We start from the raw sequence: 20,869 nt of genomic DNA, 5'->3' as shown, positions 1-20,869 counted from the left end.
GAGTCGGGGCGCGACGACAGCACGGGGGCGCGACGGCACCAGCGCGCGGCGCGCGACCGACGCAGCCCTCAGTCCGGCACCTCGGTCCAGTCGCCCTCGGCACCGGCGAACGATCCGGCGTCGATCAGGCACGAATCACCGTCGCAGACCGGCGCACCGCCGGGCGTGACCAGCGTGAGCAGGCCGGGGCGCGCCTCCAGACCGGAGATCGCGTCCGGGACCGACGTGGCGGACGGGAGGCCCGCCCCACCCCGACGGTGACCGTCGCGCCCGTCATCGGGTCGCCGCCACGTCGGCGCTCGCGTCGTCCGCAGCGCGTTCGGTCGCCGAGGCGACCTCGTCCGGAGTCGTCCCGCGCAGCGCGACGACCTGCGTCAACACCTGCTCGAACGCTGCCGGGTCCTGCGCGCCGGAGACGCCGTACTTGCCGTCGATGACGAAGAAGGGCACGCCGTTGATGCCGAAGGCCTGCGCCTGGGCCTGGTCGGCGCGGACGGCGGCGAGCTGCGAGTCGTCGCGGAGCGTCGCGAGGACCTCGTCGCGGTCGAGCCCGATCTCGGCGGCCAGGTCGGCCAGCGTCGCGTCGTCGCCGACGTGCTCGCCGCGCTCGAAGTAGGCGGTGAACAGGCGCTCGACCATGTCGAGCTGCTTGCCGTGCTGCTTGGCGAGGTGGATGACCTGGTGCGCCTTCACGGTGTTCGTGTGGTGCATGGCCTCGAAGTCGTAGTCCAGCCCGACCGAGGCCGCGATGCCGGTGACCTGGTCGAGCATCTGCTGCGCCTGCTCGACGGGCATGCCCTTGTGGTTCGACAGGAACTCGGCCTCGGTGCCTTCGAAGTCGACGGGGGTGTCCGGGCTGAGCTCGAAGGAGTGGTACTCGACCTCGACCGGGCGTCCGTCCGCCGAGGCGCCGAACGCGGCGACGCCGGCCTCGAACTTGCGCTTGCCGATGTAGCACCAGGGGCAGGCGATGTCCGACCAGACATCGACCTTCACGGAGTCGTTCATGCTGATCCCAACGCGGACGCTGCGCGCGCATTCCCGCCGCTGGCAGCAGAACACCGGTGTTCGCAGGTCGAACACCCGACTGCGGGTGTGCAACGCACGAACACCGGTGATCTGCGGAGCCGAAACCCCTACGCGCCGAGCAGCCGCTGCGCCAGGTAGCCCTGCAGCTGGTCGAGGGCGACCCGCTCCTGCGCCATGGTGTCGCGCTCGCGCACGGTCACGGCCTTGTCCTCGAGCGTGTCGAAGTCGACGGTGATGCAGAACGGCGTACCGATCTCGTCGTGGCGACGGTAGCGACGGCCGATCGCACCGGCGTCGTCGAAGTCCACGTTCCAGTTCTTGCGCAGGTCGTCGGCCAGGCCGCGGGCGACCGGCGAGAGCTGCTCGTTGCGCGACAGCGGCAGCACCGCGGCCTTGACGGGCGCCAGACGCGGGTCGAGCCGCAGCACGGTGCGCTTGTCGACGCCGCCCTTCGCGTTCGGCGCTTCGTCCTCGTGGTACGAGTCGAGCAGGAACGCCATGAGCGCACGGGTCAGGCCGAAGGACGGCTCGATGACGTACGGCACGTACTTCTCGTTGGCGGCCTGGTCGAAGAAGCGCAGGTCCTGGCCGGACGACTCGATGTGGTTGTTGAGGTCGAAGTCGGTGCGGTTCGCGACGCCCATGAGCTCGCCCCACTCCGATCCGGTGAACCCGAAACGGTACTCGATGTCGGCGGTGGCGTCGGAGTAGTGCGCCCGCTCGCCGTCCGGCACGTCGAAGCGGCGCAGGTTCTCCGGGTCGATGCCGAGGTCGGTGTAGAACGCGACCGAGTCGGCGATCCACTGCTCGTAGTGCTCGCCCGCCTCGGCCGGCGGCACGAAGTACTCGATCTCCATCTGCTCGAACTCGCGGGTGCGGAAGATGAAGTTGCCGGGCGTGATCTCGTTGCGGAACGCCTTGCCGACCTGCCCGATGCCGAACGGGGGCTTCATGCGGCTGGTCGTGACGACCTGCGCGAAGTCGACGAAGATGCCCTGCGCGGTCTCGGGGCGCAGGAAGTTCAGGCCCTCTTCCGACTCCACCGGGCCGAGGTACGTCTTGAGCATCCCGGAGAACTCGCGGGGCTCGGTCCACTCACCGCGGGTGCCGCAGTTCGGGCAGGCGATCTCGGCCATGCGGCCCTCGGGGTCGCGGCCCTTCTTGGCGACGAACGCCTCGATCAGGTGGTCCTCACGGAACCGGTGGTGGCAGTGCAGGCACTCCACGAGCGGGTCGGTGAACGTCGCGACGTGCCCGGAGGCCTCCCACACCTTGCGGGGCAGGATGACGGCGGAGTCGAGGCCGACCATGTCGCCGCGGCCGCGGACGAACCGCTGCCACCACTGGCGCTTGATGTTCTCCTTGAGCTCCACACCGAGGGGCCCGTAGTCCCACGCGGAGCGGGAGCCTCCGTAGATCTCACCCGACTGGAAGACGAAGCCGCGGCGCTTGGCCAGGGCGATGACGCTGTCGAGACGGGAGGGCTGTGCCAAAGGGTGCTCCAGAGGTCGCCGAGCTGGGTGCTCGGTGCGGAAACGGTCCGGGCAAGACTACCGGCGTTCGTGGCCCAGGAGGCCCGCCCTGCGTCCGCCGTGCGCCCTCACGATCGCGACGCGGCGGGTGCCACCCCGACCAGCACGTCCGCCACGTCGGTCACGTCCACCTCGTCGTTCCACAGGTGGAACGCGATCCGGAGTCGCCCGGCACGCCCCGACGCGGTGATCCCGGCGGCGGTGAGTGCCCGGAGGGCCGACCCGTCGGCGTCCGCGAACGTCACGATCGCCTGCCCGTCGCCCTGCCGAGGCGACCCGAGGGCGTCGCACAGCCGGTCCGCGAGACCGGTGGCGTGCCTCCAGACCGCCTGCTGGTCGAGCGCGACCGCGTGCTCGAGCGCGGCCACGGCACCGGGCCACGCCTGCCAGGCCGGCGAGACGTCGAAGCGACGGGCGTCGTCGGCCAGACGCATGTCGGGGCCGTAGCAGGACGACCAGACGTCCGCGCCGGCGTACCAGCCGGCCTGGACCGGGCGGAGCCGACCGAGGGCGGTGTCGGAGAGCGTCATGAAGGCGACGCCGCGCGGCGCGCAGAGCCACTTGTAGGCGTGCGTGAGCGTCACGTCGAACAGTGCGGCGTCGACGGGCAGGACACCGGCTGCCTGCGTGAGGTCGCAGAGGGTGAGGGCGCCGACCCGCCGGGCGGCGGCGACCACCGGGTGGGGGTCCGTGACGGCGCCGGTGGCGGACTGCACGGCGGACCACGCGACGAGGGCGGTATCGGACCCGACGGACGTGGCGAGCCGGTCGAGCGGGACGTGCCGGACGCGTACGCCACGGTGCGCCTGGGCGAGGAACGGGAAGACGACCGAGCTGAAGTCGCCGTCGGGGACGACCACCTCGGCACCGTCCGGCAGGGCGTCGGCGACGACCGCGGCCATCACCGAGGTCTGCGAGCCGGTCGCCACGTGGGTCACCGGCACCCCGATGAGGGCGGCGAACAACGCGCGGCCCTCCTCGACCAACGCTCCGTAGTGGGCCGGCGAGGTCTCGGCGCGGGACCACGCGTCGAGGTCGGCCCGCTGGGCGGCGAGCGTGGCCCGGGTCGGCAGACCGGCGGTGCACGCCGCGAGGTAACCACGGCCAGCGGGGAAGGAGTCCATGCGGACAGCGTCCCGGCTCGTGCCCCATCACACCAGGCCGAGTTCGTTGTGCAGCCGATAACATCGTGTGATGGACGACATCGACCCCCAGCTGCTCCGGGTCCTCCGCGCCGTGGCCGACGGCGGCTCGATCACCCGCGCCGCCGCAGCACTCGGGTCGAGCCAACCCGCGGTGAGCCAGTTGCTCGCCCGGGCCGAACGGCGACTCGGGCACACCCTGGTGCTGCGGTCCGGGCAGGACGGTCGCGGCGGTCGCGGCGGTCGCGGTGCCACGCTGACGGACGCCGGTCGGGTGCTCGCGGACCACGCCCTGCACGTGCAGGCCGCACTGACCGCCGCGCGCGAGGACCTCGACGCCGTCGGAGGCCTGACCCGCGGCCGAGTGCGCCTCGCCGGGTTCCCGAGCGCGTCCTCGGCCCTCGTGCCCGCGGTGCTCGCCCGGCTGGCCTCGACGGCTCCGGGCGTGACGACCTCGTACGTCGAGGTCGAACCGCCCGAGGCGCTCGACCTGCTGCGGAGCGGGGAGGTCGACGTCGCCCTGACCTTCACCTACGTCGGCGACGAGGTCGGGTCCGCCCCGGACCCCGGGCTCGTCACGCGGGCACTCGGGCGGGATCCGCTCGCCCTGGTGACACCGTCCGGAGGCCCGGGCGGCGGTGCCGTGGACGCCGGTGCCGTGGACGCCGGTGGCACGGGCTCCAGTGCCGGCTCCCGCGCCGTGGACCTCGCGTCGCACCGCGATGCCCGCTGGATCGGCGGCTGCCCCAGGTGTCGCGGCCACCTGCTCGCCTCGTGCGCGACCGCCGGGTTCACCCCGGACATCGTGCTCGAGACCGACAACGCGGCTGCGGTGGTGGGACTCGTCGCCGTCGGACTCGGCGTGGCCCTGCTCCCCGGCTGGCGCTCGCGACGACGGTCATCCCCGCCGAGGTCCGGGTCGACCCCGTGGACGACGACCTGGCCCGACGGGTCGAGGTCGTCGTCGCCCGAGGGGCCGACCGCGTCCCGAGTGTCCGTGCGGCCCTGGACGCGGTGCGGTCGGCGGCACACCTGCTCGACGGGCCGCTGCCCGGCTGATGGTTCCGCTACGCCGTCGGGGCGTCGACCGCGCCGCCGTAGCGACGGTCGCGGCGTGCGTACTCCTCGATCGCGCCCCACAGGTCGGTGCGCCGGAAGTCCGGCCACAGGCGGTCCAGGAACACCATCTCGGCGTACGCCGACTGCCACAGCAGGAAGTTGCTCGTGCGCTGCTCCCCAGAACTCCGCAGGAACAGGTCGACGTCGGGCATCTCGGGCACGTAGAGCCGCTTCGCCAGGGCCTTCTCGGTGACCTGGCTCGGCTTCAGGCGTCCGGCGGCGACCTCCTCCGCCATCCCCCGCACGGCGTCGACGATCTCGTTCCGGCCGCCGTAGTTGACGCACATCGTCAGGGTGAGCACGTCGTTGCCCGCGGTCATCTGCTCGGCACGGTCGAGCTCGTCGATGACGCTCCGCCACAGCCGAGGACGGCGTCCGGCCCACCGCACCTTGACGCCCCACTCGTTCAGTTGGTCGCGCCGACGACGGATCACGTCGCGGTTGAAGCCCATCAGGAACCGAACCTCTTCGGGCGAACGCTTCCAGTTCTCGGTCGAGAACGCGTACGCCGAGATGTGCTTGACACCGATCTGGATCCCGCCGGCGACGACGTCGAGCAGCGAGGCCTCGCCCGCCTTGTGCCCTTCGATCCGGGTGAGCCCGCGGCCGTTGGCCCACCGGCCGTTGCCGTCCATCACGATCGCGACGTGGTCCGGCACGAACCGGGCCGGGATCGGCGGGGGCATCTCCCCGGTCCAGTCGATCGGGCGGAACGGCTCGGCGTCGTCGGGGCGGCGGGGGCTCATGCGGTGGGGGTTCCTTCGACAGCGGGATCGGGCTCGGGGACGGCGGGTGCCGGGGTGGAGGCCACCGCGCGTGCCGTCGCCTCGGGTCCGTCGTGGGTCTGGGGCACGGGGAGCGGGTGCTCGGAGCGGTCGACGTGCGGCAGGGACCGGAGCGATCGTTCCAGGTGCCACTGGGCGTAGGCCGCGACCACGCCGGAGGCCCGTGACCGGGTCCGCTCGTCGGTGGCGTCGACGCTCGCCCAGTCGCCGGCGAGCAGCGAACCGAGCACGCCGAGGGTCGCCGGGTCGAGCCGCGGCGTGCCGGGAGGCGCAGCGCGATCTGCGACGACCCCGCCGAGCTGCACCACGAAGGCAGAGTGCGGTCCGGGCTCCCCGTGACCGCACAGTCGCTGAACGAGGGCGCCCACCCCGCGATGCTCATCGCACGGAGCAGGTAGGAGTCGAGCGTGGCGCTGGAGTGGTGCTCACCGCGCGACAGCGACCGCAGCGCGCCGACGAGCAACAGGTACTGCTGCAGTCCGGCGTCGGCCTCGCTCAGGCGGTCGGCGGTCTCGACCATCGCGCTGGCGGCCGTGTACGCGCCGTAGTCGGCGACGATCTGCGCCCCGTAGGCCCCGAGCGACTCGGCCTGCGTGACGATGTCGAGCGAGCGGCCCTCGTAGAACTGGGCGTCGACGACCATGAACGGCTCGAGCCGGCTGCCGAACTTCGACGCGGTCCGCCGCACACCCTTGGCGACCGCGCGGATCTTGCCGTGCTGCCGCGAGAGCATGGTGACGATGCGGTCGGCTTCCCCGAGCTTGTGGGTGCGCAACACGACGCACTCGTCCCGGTACAGCGGCATGCCCCCAGTATCCCCCGCCCCGCCGACAGCGGCGCGCGCTGCGCGCGCAGCGCGCGCAGCTCGCGCAGGTGTACCGAGCGGAATCGGGCGTACCTGGTCGGAAGAAACGACCAGGTACGCCCGATTCGACTTGCCATCGCGCGTGACGGGGGAAAGACCGGGCGCAGACGGGAGGCGCGGTGCGAGTCCAGCCCGCACCTGGGCCCACGCCGGCCGATACCTGGTCGACGCGCCAGCGGCGATCAGGCCGTGCCCGGTGGGGAGCCTCCCGGCCTGGCGGCGTCTCAGGCGGAGACGAGCTCCGGCGAGTCGGCGCCGGCCGCAGCACCCGCGCGCACTGCGCGGTTCACCGCGGACACGATCGCCTTGAGCGAGGCCGTCGAGATGTCGGCGTCGATGCCGACGCCCCACAGGCGCACGCCATCGACGTCGAGCTCGACGTACGACGCCGCCTTGGCGTCACCGGAGGCGCTCATCGTGTGCTCCGAGTAGTCGTACAGCGTGACCTGGACGCCCTGCTCGGCGAGGACCTTGAGGAACGCATCGATCGGACCGGTGCCCACGGCGTCGGCGGTGACGGAGCCTTCGTCGACGCGGAGTGCGACCGACAGCGAGGTCGTGCCGTCGAAGTCGCTCGAGGTCGCGGTCTTGGTGAGCTCGTACCGGCCCCACTTGTCGTCGTCGGTCGAGGCGGGCAGGTACTCGTCCTGGAACACGTCCCAGATGCGCTGCGACGAGAACTCGCCGCCCTCGGTGTCGGTGTGCCGCTGCACGACGCCGGAGAACTCGATCTGCAGCTTCCGGGGCAGGTCGAGGGCGTGGTCGGTCTTGAGCAGGTAGGCGACGCCACCCTTGCCGGACTGAGAGTTCACGCGGATGACGGCCTCGTACGACCGGCCGATGTCCTTCGGGTCGACGGGCAGGTACGGCACCGCCCACTCGATCTCGTCGATGTCCTTGCCCGCGGCGGCGGCCTTGGCCTTCATCGCCTCGAAGCCCTTGTTGATGGCGTCCTGGTGCGAGCCGCTGAACGCCGTGTAGACGAGGTCGCCCGCCCACGGCTGACGCTCCGGCACCGGCAGCTGGTTGCAGTACTCGACGGTGCGCTTCACCTGGTCGATGTCCGCGAACGAGATCTCCGGGTCGATGCCCTGCGTGAACAGGTTCATGCCCAGCGCGACGAGGTCGACGTTGCCGGTGCGCTCACCGTTGCCGAAGAGGCAGCCCTCGATGCGGTCCGCGCCGGCCATGTAGCCCAACTCGGCGGCGGCGACGGCGGTGCCGCGGTCGTTGTGCGGGTGCAGCGACAGGATGACATCCTCGCGGTGCGCGAGGTTGCGCGACATCCACTCGATCGAGTCGGCGTAGACGTTCGGCGTCGCCATCTCGACGGTGGCCGGCAGGTTGATGATGACCTTGCGGTCGGGGGTGGGCTCGAAGACCTCGAGCACGGCGTTGCAGATCTGCAGCGCGACCTCGAGCTCGGTGCCCGTGTAGGACTCCGGTGAGTACTCGTAGTAGACCGTCGTGTCGTGCTGCAGCGTCGCCTCGGCCGCCTTGCACAGCGTCGCGCCGGCCACCGCGATGTCGACGACACCCTGCACGTCGGTGCGGAACACGACCTCGCGCTGCACGATCGACGTCGAGTTGTACAGGTGGACGATGGCCTGCTTCGCGCCGTCGATCGCCTCGTACGTGCGCTGGATGAGGTGCTCGCGCGCCTGGGTCAGCACCTGGATGGTGACGTCGTCGGGGATCGCGCCCTCGTCGATCAGGCTGCGGACGAAGTCGAAGTCGGTCTGCGAGGCGCTCGGGAACCCGACCTCGATCTCCTTGTAGCCCATGCCGACGAGCAGGTCGAACATGGCGCGCTTGCGCTCGGCGTCCATCGGGTCGATGAGGGCTTGGTTGCCGTCCCGCAGGTCGACCGCACACCAGCGCGGGGCCCGCTCGATGCGCTTCGTCGGCCAGGTGCGATCGGGCAGTTCGACCGAGATCTGTTCGTGGAAGGGGACGTACTTGTGGATCGGCATCCCGGAGGGCTGCTGCGTGTTCTGCATCGTTCGTCGCTTTCGTGTGCTCTGGGTGAGGGCGGCCACGACGGACTCCGCGACGAGGTGGGCCGGTGTGTCAGGCCTCGTCGCGGCAGCGAAGGAGGAGGAGTGCCGAGTACATCGAGTCCACGGTAGCACCGGCGGGCTGCTGTGTGACAAGCGCTTCGGTGCTCGGCGCCCGAGTGGTCACGACATGCCGCCGGTCGGTCGCCGAGGTTCCACGGATCGACGTCAGCGCCGCCGAGAAGTGCGGATCGTGGAACCTCGGCGACCGCGAGCGGCGTGGCGGGCGGGGGCGCTGGCGCGGGCGCGGGCGCGGACGCGGCGGTGGTGGACGCACGCAACGACGGACGGGAGGCACGGTGCCAGCTGGCACCGTGCCTCCCGTCCGTCGCGTGGCGCGACCAGAGCGCCGCGTCAGTCGACCGCGAGCGCCTCGGTCGGGGGCACGCGCATCGCGCGCCGCACCGGGGCGATCGTCGCGACGACCGCGAGCACGAGCGCCCCGATGACCACGATCCCGATGGTGAGGGGCGGCAGCACAGGCGTGACCGGGGTGCCGAGCGACCCGAGCAGCGTCTGACCGCCGACCCAGCCGTAGAAGGTGCCGAGCACGAGTCCCGAGACGACGGCCGCGACGACCATCTGCACGGCCTCGGTCACGATCATCCGGCGCACCTGCGCCCCGGTGAGGCCGAGCACCCGCAGCAGCCCCAGCTCGCGTCGGCGCTGCAGGACCCCGAGTGCCAGCGCGTTGACGACCCCGACGGCGGCGATCACGGCGGAGAACCCGACGATGACGCTGACGACGGCGTTCAGCTGCACGAAGAAGTCGCGCTGCGCCTGCACCATCTCGGTCGTCATCTGGCCCTGCCCCATGCCCTCGAGCTGGGCCTCGAGCACGTGCTGCATGATCCCCAGTGCGACGGCGAAGGTGACGAGCAGGGTGACGCCGATGACGAGCCCGATCGTCGCCCGCGAGGAGCGGCCCGGCGCTCGCATGGCGTTGCGGCCGGCGAGCAGGACGACGGGGTCGTGCGAGCCGATCCGGCCGATGAGCTGCAGCACCGGCGGCATCACGATGGTCGCTCCGACGGCGACGCCGGCGAACGACACGAACCCGCCGAGGGCAGCCGGCAGCACCGCGATCGGCGAACTCGCGCTGACCGCGAGCCCGATGAGCATGAGCGCGGCACCGCCGGCCATGAGCACGATGGCCCAGACCTTGCGCGCGGTGCCGGAGCGGACGTCGTCGTGGCTCGGTTCGACGCTCGAGGACAGCGCCTCGAGCGGGGTGACGGTGAGCACCCGGCGGGACCCAGCTGCGAACGCTCCCCAGGTCGCCAGGACCACGGCGACGACCGGCAGAGGGAGCTCCACGGCAGGAGCGTGTAGTCGGTGTCGGGCAGGAACCCGTTGCCGCGCAGGACGACCACGAACAGCGCCGACAGCCCGGTGCCCACGACGGCGCCGATCAGTCCGCCGAGTACCCCGACGACCAGTCCGGTCCGGGTGATCCGGGCCCGGAGCGTGGCGCCGGTGGCACCGACGAGTCGCTGCAGCGCGATGATGCGGGTCTGCCCGGCGATGAGGGTCGCGCAGGTGTTGGCGGTGACGATCGCGCCGACGTACAGCGCGATGCCGAGGAACAGCCACCCGACGACGGACAGGATCGCCCTGACCGGCCCGAGGTCGGCGAGCCCGGCGGCGCCGAGCGCCTCGGTCACGATGCCCGGGGCGATGACGAGGGCTGAGCCGAAGGTGGTGCCGAGCGCGGCGACCAGCACGGTGGGGGCGAAGGAGCGGACGCCGTTCACGCTGCCGCCTCCATCCCCAGCATCGTGGTGGAGATCGCGCCGGCGTCCATCGCCGGGCGGTCGGCGACGACCCGGCCGTCGGCGAGGAACAGGATCCGGTCGGCGTTGGCGGCGGCGACGGGGTCGTGCGTCACCATGACGACGCTCTGACCCCACTCCTGCACGGCCCCGCGCAGGATCGCGAGCACGTCACGGCCGGTGCGTGAGTCGAGGGCACCGGTCGGCTCGTCGGCGACGACGACCGCCGGCCGCGAGGCGAGCGCCCGGGCGATGGCGACGCGCTGCTGCTGCCCGCCGGACAGCTGGTGCGGGCGGTGCGACAGCCGGTTGCCGAGTCCGAGCTGGTCGACCAGGCGGTCGATCCACGCGCTCTCGTCCTTCGACGGCTTGTGCCCGCCGAGCAGGAACGGCAGCCGGATGTTCTCGCTGACGTCGAGCGTCGGCACCAGGTTGAACGACTGGAACACGAACCCGAGCCGGCGGCGACGGAGCTCGGTCAGGTCCTTGTCACCGAGCCCCGTGATGTCGACCCCGTCGATCTCGATGCGGCCCGCGGACACCGCGTCGAGGCCCGCGGCGACGTGCATGAGCGTCGACTTGCCGGACCCGGACGGCCCCATCACGGCGGTGAACTCCCCCGCGCCGATGTCGACGCTGACGTCGTCGAGCGCCGTCACGCGACGCGCGGCGTCGCCGTAGTGCTTGGACACGTGGTCGAGTCGGATGATCGGAGCGTGGCTGGTGGTCATGCACCAACCATGACGGCCAGGAGGCCCGCCCCGCGTCCGTCGGGCGGCTCCTGTGGATGAGCCGCTCGGCTCGACTTCCTGTGGACGGGTCATCCGATCGGATGACGTCCGTCAGTCGGCCTTGCCCACCAGCCCGTGCTCGTGTGCGAACACGACGAGGCGCACGCGGTCACGGAGTCCGAGCTTCGTCAGGACGCGCGAGATGTGGGTCTTCACGGTCGCCTCGCTGACGTACTCGTGCTGCGCGATCTCGCTGTTGCTGAAGCCGCGGGCCGCCAGGTCGAAGATCTCGCGCTCGCGCGGGGTGAGGTCGTCGAACGTCGCCGGCACGGTCGCGGCCTGCTCGACGGAGTCGTCGTACCGCCGCAGGAGTTCCCGTGTCGCCGAGGCCGCGAAGACCGCTGTGCCGGCGTGGACGGTCCGCACGGCGGCGAGCAGGAACTCGGGGTCGGCGTCCTTGAGCACGAAGCCGCTCGCCCCGGCTCGGATGGCCTTCGCCGCGGCCTCGTCGAAGTCGAACGTGGTCAGCACGAGCACCTTGGCGCCGTCGGTGCCGGCCTGCTCGACGATGTGCGCGGTCGCCGTGATGCCGTCCATCACGGGCATCCGGACGTCCATGAGCACGACGTCCGGTCGAGTGCGCCGGACGAGTTCGACGCCCTCGGCACCGTCGCCCGCCTCGCCCACGAAGTGCAGGTCGGGCTGGGAGCCGATGAGCATCCGGATGCCGGTACGGAAGAGTGCCTGGTCGTCGACGAGTGCGACGCGGATGCGGCCGTCGGCCGGCGGGGTGGTGGTCATCGGGCGGTGCGCTCCTGCTCGGTCGGACTGGTGGTCGGGGCGGGGGTCGACTCGGCGGTCGGGCTCGCGACCCGGCTCGCGGTCGGGGTCGCGGCCGATACGGTCAGCCCGCGGGGCATCTGCCCGCTCGCGGGGACGGCAGGCATGCGGACGGCGACCTCGAAGTCGGGGCCGCGGACCCCGGCGGTCATCGTGCCGCCGGTCATGGTGGCACGCTCGCGCATGCCGACCAGGCCGTGCCCGGTGCCGGGACCCCGGGTGCCGTCGTCGGCGCGCCGGTTCACCACCGCGATCTCGACGGTGTCCGGGCGGTAGGTCAGCGATGCGTGCACCGGGGTGCCGGGTTCACCGTGCTTGTAGGCGTTCGTGAGGCTCTCCTGCACGATCCGGTACACCGCGAGCTGCGTCGTGGTGGGGAGGCCGGTCGGGTCGCCCTCGCGTTCGACCCGGACGTCGAGGCCGACCTGGCGCATCTCGCCGACGAGCCGGTCGATGTCGTCGATCTCGGGCGTCGGGACGGTCCCCTGCTCGTGCCGCAGTGCACCGAGGAGCTCGCGGACGTCGCCGAGGGCCCGGCGTGCGGTGGTCGAGATGGTGCCGAGGGCCTGGTCGGCAACGGCGGGGTCGGCCTTCAGCGCGTAGCGGGCTCCGTCCGCCTGGGCGATGACGACCGCGAGCGAGTGCGCGACGATGTCGTGCATGTCGCGGGCGATGCGCACGCGCTCCTGTTCGACCGCGACCGCTCGGTCGGCTCGGGCGGCGTCGCGCTCGGCGAGCAGCTGGGCCTCGCGGCTCATGCTCGCCGACCGGCGGGTGCGGACCACGAGTCCCGCCAACCACGGCAGGAGCAACAGGAGCAGGACGACCGCGAAGTAGGAGATCGTGACCTGCACCGATTCCTGGAACGGGGTCGACGCGGTCTCGATCGTCAACCGGTTGCGGTAGTCGTCGACGCCGATGTAGAGGGCCGCGGTGACGGACCCGACGATCGCCGAGACGAGTCCAGCCAGGCGCACCCGCCGACTGCCGTATGCGCTCGTCGTGTAGAGCACCGCGGCGATGAAGGCGTTCGACAGGTCGGGCATCTGACCCGTGACCATCTCGAAGACCGCGAACACCCAGGCGACGGCCAGCGCGAGTCCGGGCGACAGCCGTCGGAGCGCGAGCGCAGCGGTCATGCCGACGACCGTGACGACCGCGAGCGGGGAGTCCATGCCCCGCGCCGAGGTGATCAGCACGAGCGAGCCGAGCACCACGGCGATGACGACGTCGGTGATGACCTGCGCGCGCAGCATGGGACGGAACACGCGTCCACGGTACGGCGCTCGGCTCACGGGCGCGTCCCTCGTGTGGATGACTCCTGCCGCCGGACGCTCAGAAACCGAGGCGTCCGAGCTGTTTGGGGTCACGCTGCCACTCCTTGGCGACCTTCACACGGATGTTGAGGTACACGTGGCGACCGCCGAGCAGCGACTCGATCTCGACGCGGGCGCGGGAGCCGACGTCCTTCAGTCGCTCGCCCTTGTGGCCGATGACGATCGCCTTCTGGCTGTCGCGCTCGACGAACAGGTTCGCGAAGATGCGCAGCGGCCCGTCGGCGTCGTCGTCCTCGTCCGGCTCGACGATGTCCTCGATCACGACGGCGAGCGAGTGCGGCAGTTCGTCGCGGACGCCCTCGAGCGCGGCTTCGCGGATGAGTTCGCTGATGCGTTCCTCGTCGGTCTCCTCGGTCACGGCCGACGAGTCGTACAGCTGGGGCGACTCCGGCAGCAGCGAGGTGATCTCGCCGAGGAGGTCCTCGAGCTGCAGGCCCTTCGTGCCGGACGTCGGGATGATCGAGTCCCAGTCGCGGAGCCTGGAGACGGCCAGCAGCTGCTCGCCGACCTTGTCCTTCGAGGTGCGGTCGATCTTCGTGACGATCGCGACCTTCTTGGCCCGCGGGTACTGGTCGAGGGTGTCGTTGATGAAGCGGTCGCCCGGACCGATCGGCTCGTTGGCGGGCACGCAGAACCCGATGACGTCGACGTCACCGAGGGTGGACTGCACCAGGTCGTTGAGCCGCTCGCCGAGCAGGGTGCGGGGACGGTGCACGCCCGGGGTGTCGACGATGATGACCTGGCCGTCGGGCCGGTGCACGATGCCGCGGATCGCACGACGGGTGGTCTGCGGCTTCGACGAGGTGATCGCGACCTTCTGGCCCACCAGCGCGTTCGTCAGCGTGGACTTGCCCACGTTCGGACGCCCGACGAACGAGACGAAGCCCGCGCGGTAGGGCTTGCCCGAGGCGGTGGGGGTGGAGTCGGAGTCGGTCATGCGTGCGGGGTTCCCGTCGTGGTGGTGGCGTCGTCGAAGGCGTCCTCGACACCCGCGAGGGCGTTGGTGCGTTCGGCGAGCACGGTGATGAGGTGGCGGCGCTTGCCCTCGACGCGGTCGGCCGTCAGGACGACGCCGGACACCGTGACGGTGTCCCCGGAGACCGCCAGGTGGCCGAGCTCCTTGGTGAGCAGGCCGCCGGCGGTGTCGACGTCGTCGTCGTCGAGCTCGATGCCGAACAGGTCGCCGAGCTCGTCGACGGGCAGTCGGGCCGAGATGCGCCAGAGGCCGGGCTCGACCTCGACCCGGTCGACCACGGCGCGGTCGTACTCGTCGGAGATGTCCCCGACGAGCTCTTCGATGAGGTCCTCCATCGTGACGAGACCGGCGACGCCGCCGTACTCGTCGACGACCAGGACGAGGTGGTTCTTCGCGACCTGCATGTGCCGCAGGGTGTCGTCGGCGGCCTTCGACTCCGGCACGAACTCGGCCGGGCGCAGCAGCCGGGTGACCCGCTCGCTGCCGGACCCCGGACGCTCGTACAGCGCCCGCGACACGTCACGCAGGTACAGGACGCCGAGGACGTCGTCGCTGTCCTTGCCCGTGACGGGCATGCGGGACACCCCGGCGGCCAGGAACTGCTCCATGCCCGCGGCGAGCGTGTCCGAGCCGTCGACGGTGAGCATGTCGGTGCGCGGCACCATCACCTCGCGCACGAGGGTGTCGCTGAACTCGAAGACCGAGTGGATGAGCTCGCGGTCCTCGTCCTCGAGCACGTTGCTCTCGGTGGCCTCGTCGACGAGGGACAGCAGTTGTTCTTCGCTCGACACCGTGGAGGCGCTGCGGCCGCGGCCCGGGGTCACGCGGTCACCGATCCGGACGAGCAGGCCGGCGAGCGGACCGAGCACGATCCGAACGGCACGGACCAGGCCGCCGGTGGACGCCAGCAGCCGTTCGGCGTGCGCCCGTCCGACACTGCGCGGACTCGACCCGACGAGCACGAACGACACGGCCGTCATGATCGCGGCCGAGACGATGAGCGCCACCCACCAGCTGTCGAACGCCCGCACCAGGGCGATCGTGACGAGCACGGCCGCGGCGGTCTCGGCGAGCACGCGGAAGAAGTTCAGGGCGTTGACGTGCGCGCCGACGTCGTCCGCGATCGCCTCGAGCGCACGACGACGCTTGTTGCCGCGGGCGATCTCGTCGAGGTCGGCACGGGACACCACGGAGAGCGCGGCGTCGCTCGCGGCGAGGAGCCCGCCGAGCACGACGAGCCCGAGCGCGACCGCGAGCAGACCGACGACGACGAGCATCGGCTACCGACCCCGGCGCTGGGCCGCGAAGGCCGTCAGGATCTCGCCCTGCAGTCCGAACATCTCGGCCTTCTCGTCGGGTTCGGCGTGGTCGAACCCGAGCAGGTGCAGGATGCCGTGGCAGGTGAGCAGCAGCATCTCGTCGGTGCTCGAGTGCCCGGCGGTCTTCGCCTGTTCCTCGGCGACCTGCGGGCAGAGCACGATGTCGCCGAGCAGGCCGGCGGGGGTGGGGTCCTCTTCGGTGCCCGGTCGGAGTTCGTCCATCGGGAAGCTCAGGACGTCGGTGGGGCCGGGCTCGTCCATCCACCGCACGTGCAACTGCTCCATCGCGCCCTCGTCGACCAGGACGATCGCGAGTTCGGCGTCCGCGTGCACGTGCATCGCGTCGAGGGCGAACGCGGCGAGGCGCTGGATGGCTGCCTCGTCCACCTCGACCCCGGACTCGTTGTTGAGCTCGATGCTCACCGGTTGCCTCCTCGGGCGTCGTTCTGGGGGTACGGGGGTCGCTGGCGGTCCTGCGGCGGCCGACCACGGCGCTCGGCACGGTTGGCGCCGTCGGGGTTGCCGACCGGCGCGGTTCCCCGGCCACCGGGACGGTGACCGGCCTGCTCGGCGAGGCGTTCCTCGTCGTAGACGGTGTACGCGTCGACGATGCGACCGACGAGCGTGTGCCGCACGACGTCCTCGCTGCCGAGACGGGCGAAGTGGATGTCCTCGACCGTCTCGAGGATCCGCGTCACGAGCCGGAGGCCGGACACGTTGCCCGGCAGGTCGACCTGGGTGATGTCACCCGTCACGACCATCTTCGAGCCGAACCCGAGACGGGTCAGGAACATCTTCATCTGCTCTGGCGTCGTGTTCTGCGCCTCGTCGAGGACGACGAACGAGTCGTTGAGCGTCCGGCCGCGCATGTAGGCGAGCGGCGCGACCTCGACCGTGCCCGCAGCCAGCAGCTTCGGGACCAGCTCGGGGTCCATCATCTCGTTCAGGGCGTCGTACAGCGGCCGCAGGTACGGGTCGATCTTGTCGGTGAGCGTGCCCGGCAGGAACCCGAGCCGCTCGCCGGCCTCGACCGCGGGACGGGTCAGGATGATCCGGGTGACCTCACGCCGCTGCAGGGCCTGCACGGCCTTCGCCATCGCCAGGTACGTCTTGCCGGTGCCGGCGGGGCCGATGCCGAACGTGATGGTGTGTTCGTCGATGGCATCGACGTAGGCGCGCTGCCCGTCGGTCTTCGGCCGCACGGACTTGCCGCGGCTCGACACGATCGGCGTGCCGAAGGTGTCGGACGGCTTGCGGTCGTCGTCGAGGATCCGTGCCGACATCGGGATGTCCGACGGGCCGATGTCCTGCCCGCGCTTGACCATGCCGACGAGTTCGTCGACGAGCGCCTTCGCCCGCGCGACCTCGCGCTCGGGCCCGTTGAGCGTGACCTCGTTGCCGCGGACGACGACCTTGACGCCCGGGTACTGCCGTTCGACGGTCTTCAGCAGGCGGTCCTGGGGACCGAGGAGCTGGACCATGGCGATGCCGTCGACCTGGAGGGCGACGGAGACGACCTGGCCGTCGTCGGTGGTGGGCTGTGCTGGTTCGTTAGCCGGCAAGGGTGCCTTCCTGCAGTTCACCTGCGAGTACGTGCGCGTGCACGTGGAACACGGTCTGACCGGCGGCTTCGCCGGTGTTGAAGACGAGACGGAACTGGCCGCCGGCGCGCTCGTCGGCGATGCGCTGCGCGGTGGCGACCAGGTGGGCGAGGAGGTCGGGGTCACCGGCCGCGAGTTCGGCGACGTTCGCGTACTGCTCGGTCTTCGGGATCACCAACACGTGGACGGGTGCCTTCGGGGCGATGTCCTCGATCGCGATCACGCGGTCGTCCTCGGCGACGACGGTCGCCGGGATCTCGCGCGCGATGATCTTGCTGAAGACGCTGGGCGTGCTGGTGCTCATGACTCCATCGTAGAACGCAGGACCGACCTCGGGCCTTCCCTCACCAGCGCCCGAGTCCGGCCTGCAGGATCGCGAGTGCCGCGGGACCGGCGGTCGAGGTCCGCAGCACGCTGTCACCGAGCCGGACCCTGATCGCTCCCGCGGCCTCGAGCCGGTCGAGTTCGGAGCCGTCGATGCCACCCTCCGGCCCCACCACGAGGGCGATCTCGTCGAGGTCCGCCGTCGGTTCCCACGTCGCGAGCCGCACGGTCGCGGTGGGGTCGAGCACGAGCACTGCGGCACCGGCCCCGAGCGCGGGGACGAGCTGCGCCGTCGTGACGAGCGGCCCGACCTCGGGCACCCGTGACCGGATCGCCTGCTTCGCGGCCTCGTGCGCGATGGCCGTCCAGCGCGACCGGCCCTTCTCGACCTTCGGGCCCTCCCACCGGGAGACGCTGCGTGCGGCGGACCACGGCACGATCCGGTCGACACCGATCTCCGTCGACGCCTGGACCGCCATCTCGTCGCGACCGCCCTTGGCGAGGGCCTGCACGAGCGTCAGCGACGGGACCGGCAGCTGATCGACGGACAGCGATGCCACGGACAACACCAGCGAGTCGCGGTCGACGGAGTCCACCGCACCGGACACGACGGTCCCCCGTCCGTCCGAGAGCCGCAGCGTCTCGCCGACCCGCACGCGCGAGACGGTGACGGCGTGCCGCCCCTCTGGCCCGTCGAGCGTCACGGAGCCACCGACGGCGACACCGTCGAGCGACTCCACGACGTAGAGCGATGCCATCAGAAGTTGAAGAAGCGGTCGCGGAGCTTGCCGAACATGCCCTGTTGGAACCGGGCGAGCTGCGGAGCCGAGGCCTTGTGCGACTTCGCGAGCTGCTCGACGAGCTGACGTTCCTTGTGCGACAGCTTCGTCGGGGTGACGACCTGCACGCCGACCCGGAGGTCGCCGCGGCCGCTCCCGCGCAGCTTCGTGATGCCGCGGTCCTTGATCACCAGGACGTCGGCGCTCTGCACCCCCGGACGGATCTCGAGTTCGACGGGACCGTCGAGTCCGTCGATCGTCGTCGTCGTGCCGAGCACCGCATCGGTCATCGCGACCTCGAGCGTGGCGAGCAGGTCGTCGCCGTCGCGGCTGAAGACGTCGTCGTGCCGCACCCGGATCTCCAGGTACAGGTCGCCGGAGGGACCACCGGCGGGTCCGACCTCGCCCTGGCCGGGCATCTGCAGACGCAGGCCCGAGTCGACGCCGGCGGGGACGTCGACCGGCACGGTGCGACGGGCGCGGACGCGGCCCTGACCCTGGCAGGTCGGGCAGGGGCTCGGGATGACGGTGCCGTAGCCGCGGCACGTGCCGCACGGGGCGCTCGTCACGACGTTGCCCAGCAGCGAGCGGACCTGGCGCTGGATGTTGCCGGACCCGCCGCAGATGTCGCAGGTGCGCGGGCTGGTGCCGGGCGCACAGCACGAGCCGTGACAGGTCTCGCACAGGACGGCGGTGTCGACCTCGACGTCCTTGTGGGTGCCGAAGACGACCTCGTCGAGGTCGACGTCGATGCGGAGCAGGGCGTCCTGCCCGCGCTCGGCACGGCTGCGGGGACCACTGCCCCGACCGCCGCCGCCACCGCCGCCGAAGAAGGCGTCGAAGATGTCGCTGAACCCGCCGGCGCCGCCACCGAAGGGACTGTCGGCCTGGGGCCCGGCGTCGTACCGGCGCCGCTGCTCCGGGTCGCTCAGGACGTCGAACGCGTGCGTGACGTCCTTGAACCGCTCGGCTGCCTCTGGAGCAGGGTTCACGTCCGGGTGGAGCTCACGCGCCAGCCGGCGGTAGGCCTTCTTGATGTCGGCATCGGAGGCGTCTCGCTGGACGCCGAGGACGTCGTAGTGGTCTGCCACGTATCCCTCAGTCGGTTGTGTTCGGTCGGTCGGTCGGTGTTGCGGTCGATCAGTGTTCGCCCAAGAGCTTGGACAGGTACCGTGCGACGGCCCGGACGGCCGCCATGTTCGTGCCGTAGTCCATCCGGGTCGGTCCCAGGACACCCAGACGTGCCACCTCGCCGCCACCGGCGAGGTACCCGCCGGCGACGATGCTCGTGGCGTCGAGCCCGTACTCGGCGTTCTCGACGCCGATGCTGGCCGCCACCGCGATGTCGTCCACCTGCATCTCCCCGAACAACCGGAGCAGGGTGACTTGTTCCTCGATCGCTTCGAGCACCGGGAAGAGGCCGCCGGAGAAGTCCTGCTCGCTCTTCGCCAGGTTGGCGGCGCCGGCCATCACCAGGCGGTCCTGCCGGTTCGCTGCGACCTGCTCGATGAGGGTGGCCACGACGACCCCGCCGAGCGCCTGGGCTTCGGGCCGGAGCTGTTGCGGCACCGCACGGAGCGCGGTGGGCACGTCCTGCAGCAGGAGCCCCACGGCCGCGCCGTTCAGCACGGTGCGGAGTTCGGTCAGCAGCGGTTCGTCGAGCGCGACGTCGGTCTCGACGACGCGTTGCTCGACCCGGGCGGTGTCGGTGATGAGCACGACCATCAGCCGGGCGTCGCCGAGTCGCACCAGCTCGACGTGCTGCACCCGGGCGCGCACCATCGAGGGGTACTGCACCAGGGCGACCTGGTTCGTGAGCTGGCTGAGCAGGCGCACGGTGCGGCCGAGGACCTCGTCGAGGTCGTTCGGGGCGCCGAGGAAGGTCTCGATGGCGTGTCGCTGGGCGCTCGTGAGCGGCCGGGCTGCGGCCAGGTGGTCGACGAACAGCCGGTAGCCCTTGTCGGTCGGCACGCGCCCGGACGAGGTGTGCGGGGCGACGATGAGCTGCTCGTCCTCGAGCAGGGCCATGTCGTTGCGGATCGTGGCGGCGCTGACGCCGAAGGCGTGCCGCTCGACGATCGTCTTGGAGCCGACCGGTTCGCGAGATGCCACGTAGTCGCGCACGATCGCCTTCAGGACCTCGAGGCTGCGTTCACTGACCACGAGCGCTCCTTCCTAGTCGACCTGGCACTCGGACGTGTCGACTGCTGATCCTACGCCCGCACGACTGCACCCCCGATACGCTTCCGGCATGACCTACGGACAGCAGCCCGGTGGCCCGCAGAACCCGAACGGACCCCAGTACCCGAGCGGGTACACCCCGCCGCAGCCGATGAGCCCGGAGGACCAGCGCCTCTGGGCCACGCTGACGCACATCGGCGGGATCTTCTTCAACTTCGTCGCCCCGCTCGTGGCGTACCTGGTGCTGCGCGACCGCGGCGCCTTCATCCGCGAGCACACCCGGGTCGCACTGAACTTCCACATCACCGTGGCGATCGCGTACGTCGCGTGCGGCGTCCTGACCGTGGTGTTCATCGGAGCGCTGCTGTTCCCGATCGTCGCCGTCCTGACGATCGTCTTCGGCATCCTGGCGGCCGTCGCGGCGAACCAGGGGCAGTTCTACCGCTACCCCCTGTCGATCGAGTTCATCAAGCAGTAGCG

Annotated in this window: 20 protein-coding genes and 2 pseudogenes; 3 read left to right on the top strand and 19 right to left on the bottom strand. The window is 71.2% G+C overall.

The window, feature by feature from the left end:
- Positions 1-273: 273 nt before the first annotated feature.
- The 3 genes from JN350_RS11120 to JN350_RS11110 all read right to left on the bottom strand — a co-directional run bounded on the left by JN350_RS11120 (position 274) and on the right by JN350_RS11110 (position 3,685).
- On the bottom strand, positions 274-1,008 hold the full coding sequence (locus JN350_RS11120) for a DsbA family oxidoreductase (RefSeq protein ID WP_111085728.1): 735 nt from the start codon (positions 1,006-1,008) through the stop codon (positions 274-276).
- Positions 1,009-1,136: 128 nt separating this feature from the next.
- The gene (locus JN350_RS11115; RefSeq protein WP_111085729.1) at positions 1,137-2,522 is read right to left on the bottom strand and encodes a glycine--tRNA ligase; all 1,386 of its coding nucleotides are present in this window, start codon (positions 2,520-2,522) and stop codon (positions 1,137-1,139) included.
- 107 nt (positions 2,523-2,629) lie between these two features.
- On the bottom strand, positions 2,630-3,685 hold the full coding sequence (locus tag JN350_RS11110; protein WP_205462243.1) for an aminotransferase class V-fold PLP-dependent enzyme: 1,056 nt from the start codon (positions 3,683-3,685) through the stop codon (positions 2,630-2,632).
- Between the two features lie 70 nt (positions 3,686-3,755).
- Between JN350_RS11110 and JN350_RS20890 the strand changes: the two are divergent.
- A pseudogene (locus JN350_RS20890) lies at positions 3,756-4,529 on the top strand (LysR family transcriptional regulator); the annotation flags it as partial.
- Positions 4,530-4,630: 101 nt separating this feature from the next.
- Positions 4,631-4,762 (top strand): hypothetical protein, encoded by a 132-nt coding sequence (locus JN350_RS20215; protein ID WP_275897980.1) that lies wholly within the window; start codon positions 4,631-4,633, stop codon positions 4,760-4,762.
- Between the two features lie 8 nt (positions 4,763-4,770).
- Here JN350_RS20215 and JN350_RS11105 read toward each other — a convergent pair whose 3' ends face one another.
- The 16 genes and pseudogenes from JN350_RS11105 to hrcA all read right to left on the bottom strand — a co-directional run bounded on the left by JN350_RS11105 (position 4,771) and on the right by hrcA (position 20,371).
- Positions 4,771-5,568, bottom strand: a complete 798-nt coding sequence (locus JN350_RS11105; protein ID WP_205462242.1) for an isoprenyl transferase — start codon at positions 5,566-5,568, stop codon at positions 4,771-4,773.
- Positions 5,569-5,690: 122 nt separating this feature from the next.
- A pseudogene (gene recO / locus JN350_RS11100) lies at positions 5,691-6,412 on the bottom strand (DNA repair protein RecO); the annotation flags it as partial.
- A gap of 284 nt (positions 6,413-6,696) precedes the next feature.
- Positions 6,697-8,472 carry a 2-isopropylmalate synthase gene (gene leuA / locus JN350_RS11095; RefSeq protein WP_205462241.1) on the bottom strand — a complete coding sequence of 592 codons (1,776 nt, stop codon included), beginning with the start codon at positions 8,470-8,472 and terminating at the stop codon, positions 6,697-6,699.
- Between the two features lie 411 nt (positions 8,473-8,883).
- The gene (locus tag JN350_RS20885; RefSeq protein WP_461964420.1) at positions 8,884-9,318 is read right to left on the bottom strand and encodes an ABC transporter permease; all 435 of its coding nucleotides are present in this window, start codon (positions 9,316-9,318) and stop codon (positions 8,884-8,886) included.
- Between the two features lie 224 nt (positions 9,319-9,542).
- Positions 9,543-10,283 (bottom strand): FtsX-like permease family protein, encoded by a 741-nt coding sequence (locus tag JN350_RS19435; RefSeq protein ID WP_240347274.1) that lies wholly within the window; start codon positions 10,281-10,283, stop codon positions 9,543-9,545.
- Complete coding sequence (locus JN350_RS11085) at positions 10,280-11,032, bottom strand: ABC transporter ATP-binding protein (RefSeq protein ID WP_111085736.1); 753 nt, start codon at positions 11,030-11,032, stop codon at positions 10,280-10,282. Before JN350_RS11085 ends, JN350_RS19435 begins: the two co-directional genes overlap by 4 nt.
- A 111-nt stretch (positions 11,033-11,143) precedes the next feature.
- Positions 11,144-11,833 (bottom strand): response regulator, encoded by a 690-nt coding sequence (locus JN350_RS11080; protein ID WP_205462239.1) that lies wholly within the window; start codon positions 11,831-11,833, stop codon positions 11,144-11,146.
- Positions 11,830-13,140 (bottom strand): histidine kinase, encoded by a 1,311-nt coding sequence (locus JN350_RS11075; protein ID WP_240347273.1) that lies wholly within the window; start codon positions 13,138-13,140, stop codon positions 11,830-11,832. Before JN350_RS11075 ends, JN350_RS11080 begins: the two co-directional genes overlap by 4 nt.
- Before the next feature lie 67 nt (positions 13,141-13,207).
- Entirely contained in the window at positions 13,208-14,146 is a 939-nt protein-coding gene (era, locus tag JN350_RS11070) for a GTPase Era (protein ID WP_123292554.1), read from the bottom strand.
- Complete coding sequence (locus JN350_RS11065; protein ID WP_205462238.1) at positions 14,143-15,462, bottom strand: hemolysin family protein; 1,320 nt, start codon at positions 15,460-15,462, stop codon at positions 14,143-14,145. The genes era and JN350_RS11065 overlap by 4 nt, the downstream gene beginning before the upstream one ends.
- Before the next feature lie 3 nt (positions 15,463-15,465).
- Complete coding sequence (gene ybeY / locus JN350_RS11060) at positions 15,466-15,927, bottom strand: rRNA maturation RNase YbeY (protein ID WP_111085740.1); 462 nt, start codon at positions 15,925-15,927, stop codon at positions 15,466-15,468.
- A complete protein-coding gene (locus JN350_RS11055) occupies positions 15,924-16,985 on the bottom strand; it encodes a PhoH family protein (protein ID WP_240347722.1) in 1,062 nt (353 codons plus the stop codon). Before JN350_RS11055 ends, ybeY begins: the two co-directional genes overlap by 4 nt.
- Positions 16,986-17,055: 70 nt before the next feature.
- Positions 17,056-17,409, bottom strand: a complete 354-nt coding sequence (locus tag JN350_RS11050) for a histidine triad nucleotide-binding protein (protein ID WP_123292550.1) — start codon at positions 17,407-17,409, stop codon at positions 17,056-17,058.
- A gap of 40 nt (positions 17,410-17,449) precedes the next feature.
- A complete protein-coding gene (locus JN350_RS11045; protein ID WP_205462236.1) occupies positions 17,450-18,187 on the bottom strand; it encodes a 16S rRNA (uracil(1498)-N(3))-methyltransferase in 738 nt (245 codons plus the stop codon).
- Positions 18,187-19,299, bottom strand: coding sequence for a molecular chaperone DnaJ (dnaJ, locus tag JN350_RS11040; RefSeq protein WP_205462235.1), 1,113 nt, complete (start codon positions 19,297-19,299; stop codon positions 18,187-18,189). Before dnaJ ends, JN350_RS11045 begins: the two co-directional genes overlap by 1 nt.
- A 49-nt stretch (positions 19,300-19,348) precedes the next feature.
- Complete coding sequence (gene hrcA, locus JN350_RS11035; RefSeq protein WP_205462234.1) at positions 19,349-20,371, bottom strand: heat-inducible transcriptional repressor HrcA; 1,023 nt, start codon at positions 20,369-20,371, stop codon at positions 19,349-19,351.
- Positions 20,372-20,459: 88 nt separating this feature from the next.
- On the opposite strand from hrcA, the gene JN350_RS11030 reads away from it, so the two are divergent.
- Positions 20,460-20,867 (top strand): DUF4870 domain-containing protein, encoded by a 408-nt coding sequence (locus tag JN350_RS11030; protein WP_240347272.1) that lies wholly within the window; start codon positions 20,460-20,462, stop codon positions 20,865-20,867.
- Positions 20,868-20,869 lie beyond the last annotated feature (2 nt).

It is taken from the genome of Curtobacterium sp. 24E2, from assembly GCF_016925595.1.
Classification (GTDB): Bacteria; Actinomycetota; Actinomycetes; order Actinomycetales; family Microbacteriaceae; genus Curtobacterium.
This window is presented reverse-complemented; position numbering and strand designations above follow the sequence as displayed.